General features: G+C 60.3%; 9 protein-coding genes. 8 read left to right on the top strand and 1 reads right to left on the bottom strand.

Features of this window, described 5'->3' with window-relative positions; translation table 11 throughout:
- Nucleotides 1–873 (top strand): phage portal protein (locus HA052_RS24400; RefSeq protein WP_166454003.1); only part of this gene is annotated, 873 nt, incomplete at its 5' end.
- 639 nt (nt 874–1,512) lie between these two features.
- Here the strand turns inward: HA052_RS24400 and HA052_RS24395 are convergent.
- Complete coding sequence (locus HA052_RS24395) at nt 1,513–2,112, bottom strand: BRO-N domain-containing protein (RefSeq protein WP_166454002.1); 600 nt, start codon at nt 2,110–2,112, stop codon at nt 1,513–1,515.
- Between the two features lie 330 nt (nt 2,113–2,442).
- Here HA052_RS24395 and HA052_RS24390 point away from each other — a divergent pair, with 330 nt between their 5' ends.
- The 7 genes from HA052_RS24390 to HA052_RS24360 all read left to right on the top strand — a co-directional run bounded on the left by HA052_RS24390 (nt 2,443) and on the right by HA052_RS24360 (nt 6,902).
- The gene (locus HA052_RS24390) at nt 2,443–3,405 is read left to right on the top strand and encodes a S49 family peptidase (protein ID WP_166454001.1); all 963 of its coding nucleotides are present in this window, start codon (nt 2,443–2,445) and stop codon (nt 3,403–3,405) included.
- A 100-nt stretch (nt 3,406–3,505) separates the two neighbouring features.
- Nucleotides 3,506–4,828 carry a phage major capsid protein gene (locus HA052_RS24385; protein ID WP_166454000.1) on the top strand — a complete coding sequence of 441 codons (1,323 nt, stop codon included), beginning with the start codon at nt 3,506–3,508 and terminating at the stop codon, nt 4,826–4,828.
- Between the two features lie 51 nt (nt 4,829–4,879).
- Nucleotides 4,880–5,095 (top strand): hypothetical protein, encoded by a 216-nt coding sequence (locus HA052_RS24380; protein ID WP_166453999.1) that lies wholly within the window; start codon nt 4,880–4,882, stop codon nt 5,093–5,095.
- 2 nt (nt 5,096–5,097) lie between these two features.
- Nucleotides 5,098–5,676 (top strand): head-tail connector protein, encoded by a 579-nt coding sequence (locus tag HA052_RS24375; RefSeq protein ID WP_107732503.1) that lies wholly within the window; start codon nt 5,098–5,100, stop codon nt 5,674–5,676.
- Nucleotides 5,673–6,023, top strand: a complete 351-nt coding sequence (locus HA052_RS24370) for a head-tail adaptor protein (RefSeq protein WP_166453998.1) — start codon at nt 5,673–5,675, stop codon at nt 6,021–6,023. Before HA052_RS24375 ends, HA052_RS24370 begins: the two co-directional genes overlap by 4 nt.
- The gene (locus HA052_RS24365) at nt 5,998–6,486 is read left to right on the top strand and encodes an HK97-gp10 family putative phage morphogenesis protein (protein WP_166453997.1); all 489 of its coding nucleotides are present in this window, start codon (nt 5,998–6,000) and stop codon (nt 6,484–6,486) included. Before HA052_RS24370 ends, HA052_RS24365 begins: the two co-directional genes overlap by 26 nt.
- Nucleotides 6,483–6,902, top strand: coding sequence for a hypothetical protein (locus HA052_RS24360; RefSeq protein ID WP_166453996.1), 420 nt, complete (start codon nt 6,483–6,485; stop codon nt 6,900–6,902). Before HA052_RS24365 ends, HA052_RS24360 begins: the two co-directional genes overlap by 4 nt.
- The last annotated feature ends 31 nt before the right edge of the window (nt 6,903–6,933 follow it).

Genomic DNA, 6,933 nt, shown 5'->3' with positions numbered 1-6,933 from the left:
GATGCGGCAGGCTACCCGGTGGCGCTGATTCCGCTGGACCATCCCAAAGTAACGGTCCTGAAAGGCGAGGACTTGCTGCCGTACTACCGGATTGGCAGCAACCCGGCGATGCCGATGCGGATGATTCATCACGTCCGCTGGTTCACCCTCAATGGCTACACCGGCGTGAGTCCGGTGCAACTGCACTGCGACACCATCGGGTTGGCCCTTGCAACGCAAGACCACGCCAGCCAGGTTTTTGCCAACGGCACCCATCTGGCCGGCGTGTTGGAGCGGCCGGCGGTGGTGGGGCAAACCACATTGGAGCCGTTGAAGAAAGACCGCGTTCAGGACATCAAAGATAGCTGGCGGGCGGAGTACGCCGGCACCAGCAACGCGATGAAGGTGGCGGTACTGCAAGACGGCATGTCGTTCCGGCCGCTGTCGATGACCAATGAGGATGCGCAGTTGATCGACAGCCGCAAGCTGTCGGCGCTGGAGATCGCTCAGATCTACAAGATGCCGCCGCACAAGGTGGGGCTGTTGGACCGGGCAACCAACAACAACATCGAGCACCAGGCGATTGAATTCGTCGTCTACTGCCTGCTGCCGTGGTTGCGCCGGCACGAGCAGGCCATGATGCGCGACCTGCTGCTGCCGAATGAACGTGACGAGTACTACATCGAGTTCAACGTGGGCGGCCTGCTGCGCGGCGACACGCAGACCCGCTATGCCGCGTATGCGGTGGGGCGGCAATGGGGCTGGCTCTCGGTCAACGACATCCGCCGGCTGGAGAATCTGCCGCCGATCCCGGGCGGCGATCAGTATTTAAGACCCCTTAATCATGAACCGGTAAGTGCTGAAACTGTTCAAAAAGAGGCTGGCTTGCCATAGCCTCGGCTGCTTTCTCTCGCTTTTCAATCATGTATGGAATGACTTGCTGGAGAAGAGAAAGTGCTGAGATCGATGTTAAACGCCAGTGGTAGACAGCCTTATTTCTTTTGACAATAGAATTTAAGGATGGTGCAACCGCAGTTATCGTTCCTGTTCCAGTTTTCTCAACCAACCAATGCATTAATGGCTCGTGAGAGTTTGTAATGCATACATAGACGGATGGCCTAGATGTCCTGGGGCGGCTTTCAGTTCTATCACTAATCGTGATTGAACCATCCCCATCAAGCATACCTGCGATGTAAGCCGCATCTTGAGGTGAAAGAGGGAGGCAAACCGGTTTTTTGGAATGCCAATATGCTTGACAGGATCGAGAACAAAAATTCTTCTTAGCACCAGCGCTTTCTTGGCTTTTGAATTGTTCTCCGCACCATTTGCAGGAGTTGACGGTCATCTCTCGCTTGACTAGCCTTTGCCCTTTTCGACTGATGTGAAAGCAGATTCTTGAGCAAAATTTATAGCCTCGATTTGCTTCTCTCACAAAGTTCGCGCCGCAGTGTTGGCAAGTATACGTTTGAGGTTTCATGTCTTGAGGGCACCCTGCCCATTGAGAGCAGGGTGCTTTGCTTTTTGTAAGTGGCGTTACTGTTTGGGTTGTTTGGGATGGCCTTTATCCGTCAGCCCCTTGTAGCAAGTCAGCATCAAATCTCGCTGAATGCCGTCCACGATCTGCCGTGGATACATCGAACGCCAGGTGTTGTGTAGCCGGAGCGTGTCTTCGTTGATCCCGTGGTCCAGCTCCTGCTGCATGATCACCTTGTAACTGCGCCACGCGTGCCAGTACAACTGCTGGACTCGTCCTTCGCTGAAGATCACCGCGTCGTCAGGGAGTAGGGTAGTGTCAGGGTGCTCTGGAGTAGTTGTGCAATCTAGAATATCCAGAACCCACTTGCGGAATGCTTTGGCTATTGCTGTGCGGGCGAACATTGCAAGGAGGTGAGCCCCCCTCAGGGAGAAGATGCGGGTTTCACGGCTCAAAATCCCGTTGTTTTGCGAGACACTCAAATTGAGGGTCTGGCACATTGCTGAGGTGAACTCGTCTGAATTGCGGTCGTAAATCTGGGTTACAGCATCTGCCTTTTTGTAGCCCAGCGCACGGGCAATGTCGGCAGCTTTGAGCCAGGGTTGACCGTAATGGTCAACTACATCGAATTGTGTGTCTTGGAACGATAAGGCTTTCATGGTCGTGCTCCGTTTCTACTCGGATTGACCGTCACGTTATGAGGCGGCCGGGAGGGTAGAAACTGTGCAAGACAGCGGGCAGCTTTCCCCTTGCGGGTATTGTATGGCTACCGCCCTCCCGGCCTAAACCTAGACCCACAGTCCAGGCGGACTATGGGCGTAAAAAAGCCACGGCTGACGGGCGTGGGAGTTTCCGCTTGCAAGAGTTTCTACGCTCTTGCCGCTCAATTTAGCCTAGACATTTATGGAAGTCAAATACGAGCAGGTGTTTCTCTAGCCAATATGCGCTCTTGCTTGTGGGTAAACCTAATACCAGTCAAGGAATGAATAGTGAAAAAGCATCTTTTCCTGCACCAGCTGTTCAACACGCCGCACATGGTGCTGCCGGACATGCTGCATGAAGCGGTGGCCTGGGCTGGCCAGCGCATGGGCGTCAACCTGCAGCAGGTCAACATCGGTTTGCCGATGACGGCCTGGAAGGATGACGGCGACCACGGCGCAGTGCAGGCAGTGTCCGCCGAGGACCGGCGCATGGAGGCCGCGCGCGGCAGCGGCGTGCTGGTGATGCCGGTCGCCGGCATCTTGGTGCCGCGGACCAACGATGTCGGGCTGTGCTCGAACCAGGCTAGCTATGAAGGCCTGCGCAGCCAGCTGAATGCCGGCCTCAACGACCCGAGCATTGAGCACATCGTTGTGGACCTGGCCACGCCCGGCGGCGCGGTGTCCGGCTGCTTCGAGTTCGTGGACGACATCCGCGCCGGTCGCGACGTCAAACCGATTACCGCGCTGGTTCACTACAGCGCGTTCAGCGCCGGCTACGCCATTGCCAGCGCCTGCAGCGACATCGTGCTGTCGAAGACTTCCGGCGTCGGCTCCATCGGCGTGATCATGAAGCACGCCGATTTCAGCCAGAAGCTGGAGAACGAAGGGGTGAAGGTAACGACCCTCTACCGCGGTGCTCGCAAAGACGACATGTCGCAGACCGGGCCGCTGAGCGAGGAGGCCATGGTTGCCGCCGACAGCATGCTGGACCACTACTACGAAATGTTCTGCGACACCGTCGCGCAGAACCGCGGCATGAAAGTGTCCGCCGTGAAGGACACCGAGGCAGGGCTGTTCTACGGTGGCAATGCAATTGAGGCCGGTCTGGCCGACGGCCTGGAGAGCCAGCAGCAGGCGGTGAACCGCATTGCCGCCAGCGTCGCCGCCAAGCGTGCCCGTGTGCCGAAAGCACGCGGCAGCACTCAGGCCATTGCCGCATCCATGGCCATGAGCCTGAATCTCAAACTCTGATCCAACGCGCCGCCGCACGGCGACGACAACCCAGCTCCGAAAGGAGCTTTTTTTATTTCTACCGCCGAGAGGCGGTTTTTTTTCGTCTGGAGAAAACCGAATGTCGAAGATCGTAGAACTGAAGCGCCGCCGTGCCGAACTGTCCGCCAAGGTGGCCGAGATGGCCGCCCTGGAGACTGCCGGCGAGGTGATGAGCGCCGAGCAGATCGAGCAGATCAATGCCATGCACGCCGAGTTCAACCAGCTCGGCGCGCAGCTGCAACGACTGGAAGCTGCTGAGCAGATGCAGGCGGCAGCTGCCGTTCAGGTGGAGAGCCTGAACGCTCAAGGCGCGCCGCCGGAGGACAAACTGTACGCCCAGCCTGCCGGCAAGAAGGTTGCCGGCGCCGGTGTCGCTCACCTGGCCATGGCCCTGATCGAGGCTCAAGGCAACTACCAAGCCGCCGCCAACATCGCCGACCAGCGCGGCTACGGCGCTGAGGTGGCTGCTGCCCTGAATACCGCCACGCCTTCGGCTGGTGGCGTGCTGGTGCCGACCAATCTGGCGAGCGAAGTGATCGAACTGCTGCGCCCGAAAACCGTGGTTCGCCGCCTGGGTGCCCGCTCGCTGCCGCTCAACAACGGCAACTTGACCATCCCGCGGCTGAAGGGCGGCGCACAGGTCGGTTACATCGGCACCGACACCGACGCTCCGGTCACTGGCGCTCAGTTCGACGACCTGAAGCTGTCGTCCAAGAAGATGGCCGCGCTGGTGCCGATCAGCAACGACCTGCTGGCCAACTCGGGCATCAGCCCCAACGTGGACCGCGTCGTGGTGGACGATCTGACCTCGGCCGTCGGCGCGCGCGAGGACAAGGCGTTCCTGCGCGATGACGGTAGCGGCAACCTGCCCAAAGGCCTGCGCAACTGGGTGCTGCCGGGCAATGTGTTCCCGGCGCCGGCGATTGCCGCCATCGACGCCGCGGCGCTGCAGGCCATCGAGTTGTTCCTGAATACGCTGATCCTGGCGCTGGAAGGCGTCGACGCCAATATGGTGCAGCCGGGCTGGGTGATGTCGCCGCGCACCTTCCGTTTTCTGGAAGGCCTGCGCGACATGAAGGGCAACAAGGTGTATCTGGAGCTGGGCCAGAAGCAGCTGAAAGGCTACCCGGTCGGGCTGACCACTCAAATCCCCAACAACCTGGGCGCCGGCGGCGATGAATCGGAGCTGTATTTTGCCGACTTCGCCGATTGCTTCATCGGCGAGGACCAGGCCTTGATGATCGACTTCTCCAAGGAGGCGACCTACAAGGACGGCGACGGCAACGTCATCAGCGCCTTCCAGCGCGATCAGACCCTGATCCGCGTGATCGCCAAACACGATTTCGGCCCGCGTCACCGCGAGTCGATCTCCATCGGCATCGGGGTGAAGTGGGGCAAGTAAGGCAGTAGCGGCCGGATATCCGGCCGCGAACAACTCAAGCTGGAGAGCGAGATGGACAAAATCGTAGTCAAGTTTTTGAAGCCGCATGGCATCTACACCCCTGGCGATATCGCCGGCTTCGATGAATCGCACGTGGAGCGGCTGGAGAAACTGTCCGAGTCCGATGTTGTTGAGCTGTATAAAGCCGACAAGGCGGACGAAGGCGGCGACGCTAACAAGCGGCAAGGCAACTCCGGCCGCCGCGGCGCAGCCGGCGAGGCCAGCTGATCATGGCCGCCGTGGTGACCCAGCGCAGCGCGGCGGCGGTGTTGACGCTGGGACAAATCAAACAGCAATGCAACGTCGATCTCGACATGACCGATGACGACGAGCTGCTGACGCTGATGGAGCGGGCAGCGGTGCGCGCATGCGAGGGGAAGCTCAAGGGGCCGTTGCTGACGGCGAGCTACCGCGAGACCTTCGGCCAGTGGCCGCTGATCCCTTCGTTGCTGCTGCAGACCGCGAATGCCAAGGCGGTGCAGTCTATCATGTTGCGGCAGGCCGGCCAGGTGGTGGAGTGGCGCGACTTCGTCGCACTGGAAGACGGGCCGCACCTGTTCATCCGGCCGCGGGCGGCGTGGCCGAAAATCGACGCCGCGCCGGATGCGATCCAGATCAACTACATGGCGGGATTCGGCGCCACTGGCGACTGTGTCCCGGAAGACATCCAACAGTGGCTGCTGTACCGAGTCGGCACGTTCTACGAGTTCCGCGAGCAGTTCATCGCCGGGACCATCGTGACCGACCTGCCTAAATCGTTCGTTGACGAGATGCTGACGCCTTACACCATGCAAGTGGTGGCGCTATGAGAGCCGGCCGCCTGCGACATTCGATCCAGATACTGCGCGAGGTGAAGCGCAAAAACGACCACGGCGAGAATGTCAGCGGCTGGGAGTTGGTCTGCAAGACCCGGGCAAACGTAGCCGACATCACCGGCCGCGACAGGATCGGCGATGTCACGCTGCACCAAATCGACGCCCGCGCCTTCCTGCGCTGGCGGCCAGGCATTGAGGCCGGCATGCGGCTGGTTCACGTCAAGGACGGCGTGACCAGAACCTACACAGTCAAAGCGCCGCCGATAGACCGCGACGGCCGGCGCCGCGACATGGAACTGATTTTGGAGTTTGACGATGGACGTCAGCCTCAAAGCCGATGACGCTCGGTCGCGGATTTTTGCCCGGCTGGAAGGGCTGGCCGGCGCGGTGGAAGAACGCCGCGAACTCAGCCGGCCGCTGCTGGCCGGCGTCAAAATCATCATGCGGCGCGCCAAGCAACTGGCGCCACGGGACAGTGGTTTCCTGCGCTCGCAGATCATCGCCTGGACCAACGTCCGCAAAACCGATGCTCCGCTGACCGGCTTTGTCACCGTGGCCACCAGGGCTAAGCGGAACCGCGCCGGCGAACTGAGCCGCGCCAAGTTGGCTGCCAAGGCCAGCAAGGGCCGCAAGACTGATCTGGTAACCGCCTACTACGGCCGGTTTATTGAACAAGGGACCAGCAAAATGGATCCGCATCCTTACCTGTCACGCGCGGTTGATGAAGTTGGGGATGAAGCGAAAGAGGCGGTGCTCGACGGCGCGCGTGGAGTGCTGCTCAAAATGGTGGAGGCCAGGCTGTGAAGGATTTCGATATTGCCCGCGCGGTATACCAGCGGCTGGAGCCGGCGCTTCCCGGCCGAGTAGCGCTTGGCGTGCTGGTGCTGGAGCCGGAGGACGTGGCCGAGCCGATGACGGTTATCCATCTCGATGACCACCAGCCAGACGATAAGAAGGGGCTGGCCGTGCGCAATGACCGGACCCAGCTGCGGCTGACGACGGTTGTCGATGCAATCCCCGGTCAGGTCTATTCGAGGTTGGAGCCGCACATGGGCGCGCTGCGCCAGGCGCTGTTTGCCGATCACAACCTTGGCGGCGTCCACCACATTCTGGAGCTGACCGAAACGGGCACGCGCTACGGCTTCAACCGCGATGAGATGACCTACGTCGTCGACCTGGCCATCGAGGTGAAATTCAGACGTAGGGCTGAGGAGCCCTGATCACCCAGCAACACAATTCATCACCGCCGCC

Source organism: Chromobacterium fluminis (assembly GCF_011602385.1).
GTDB classification, from domain to species: Bacteria; Pseudomonadota; Gammaproteobacteria; order Burkholderiales; family Chromobacteriaceae; genus Chromobacterium; species Chromobacterium fluminis.
Note: the sequence above shows the minus strand (reverse complement) of the source record. Positions and strands in the feature narration are given on the sequence as shown.

Excerpts from the sequence above, each read along its gene's own strand:
- HA052_RS24370 (WP_166453998.1), top strand. The coding sequence starts at position 5,673 with ATGAGAGCCGGCCGCCTGCGACATTCGATCCAGATACTGCGCGAGGTG.
- HA052_RS24380 (WP_166453999.1), top strand. The coding sequence starts at position 4,880 with ATGGACAAAATCGTAGTCAAGTTTTTGAAGCCGCATGGCATCTACACC.
- HA052_RS24395 (WP_166454002.1), bottom strand. The coding sequence starts at position 2,112 with ATGAAAGCCTTATCGTTCCAAGACACACAATTCGATGTAGTTGACCAT.
- HA052_RS24375 (WP_107732503.1), top strand. The coding sequence starts at position 5,098 with ATGGCCGCCGTGGTGACCCAGCGCAGCGCGGCGGCGGTGTTGACGCTG.
- HA052_RS24385 (WP_166454000.1), top strand. The coding sequence starts at position 3,506 with ATGTCGAAGATCGTAGAACTGAAGCGCCGCCGTGCCGAACTGTCCGCC.
- HA052_RS24365 (WP_166453997.1), top strand. The coding sequence starts at position 5,998 with ATGGACGTCAGCCTCAAAGCCGATGACGCTCGGTCGCGGATTTTTGCC.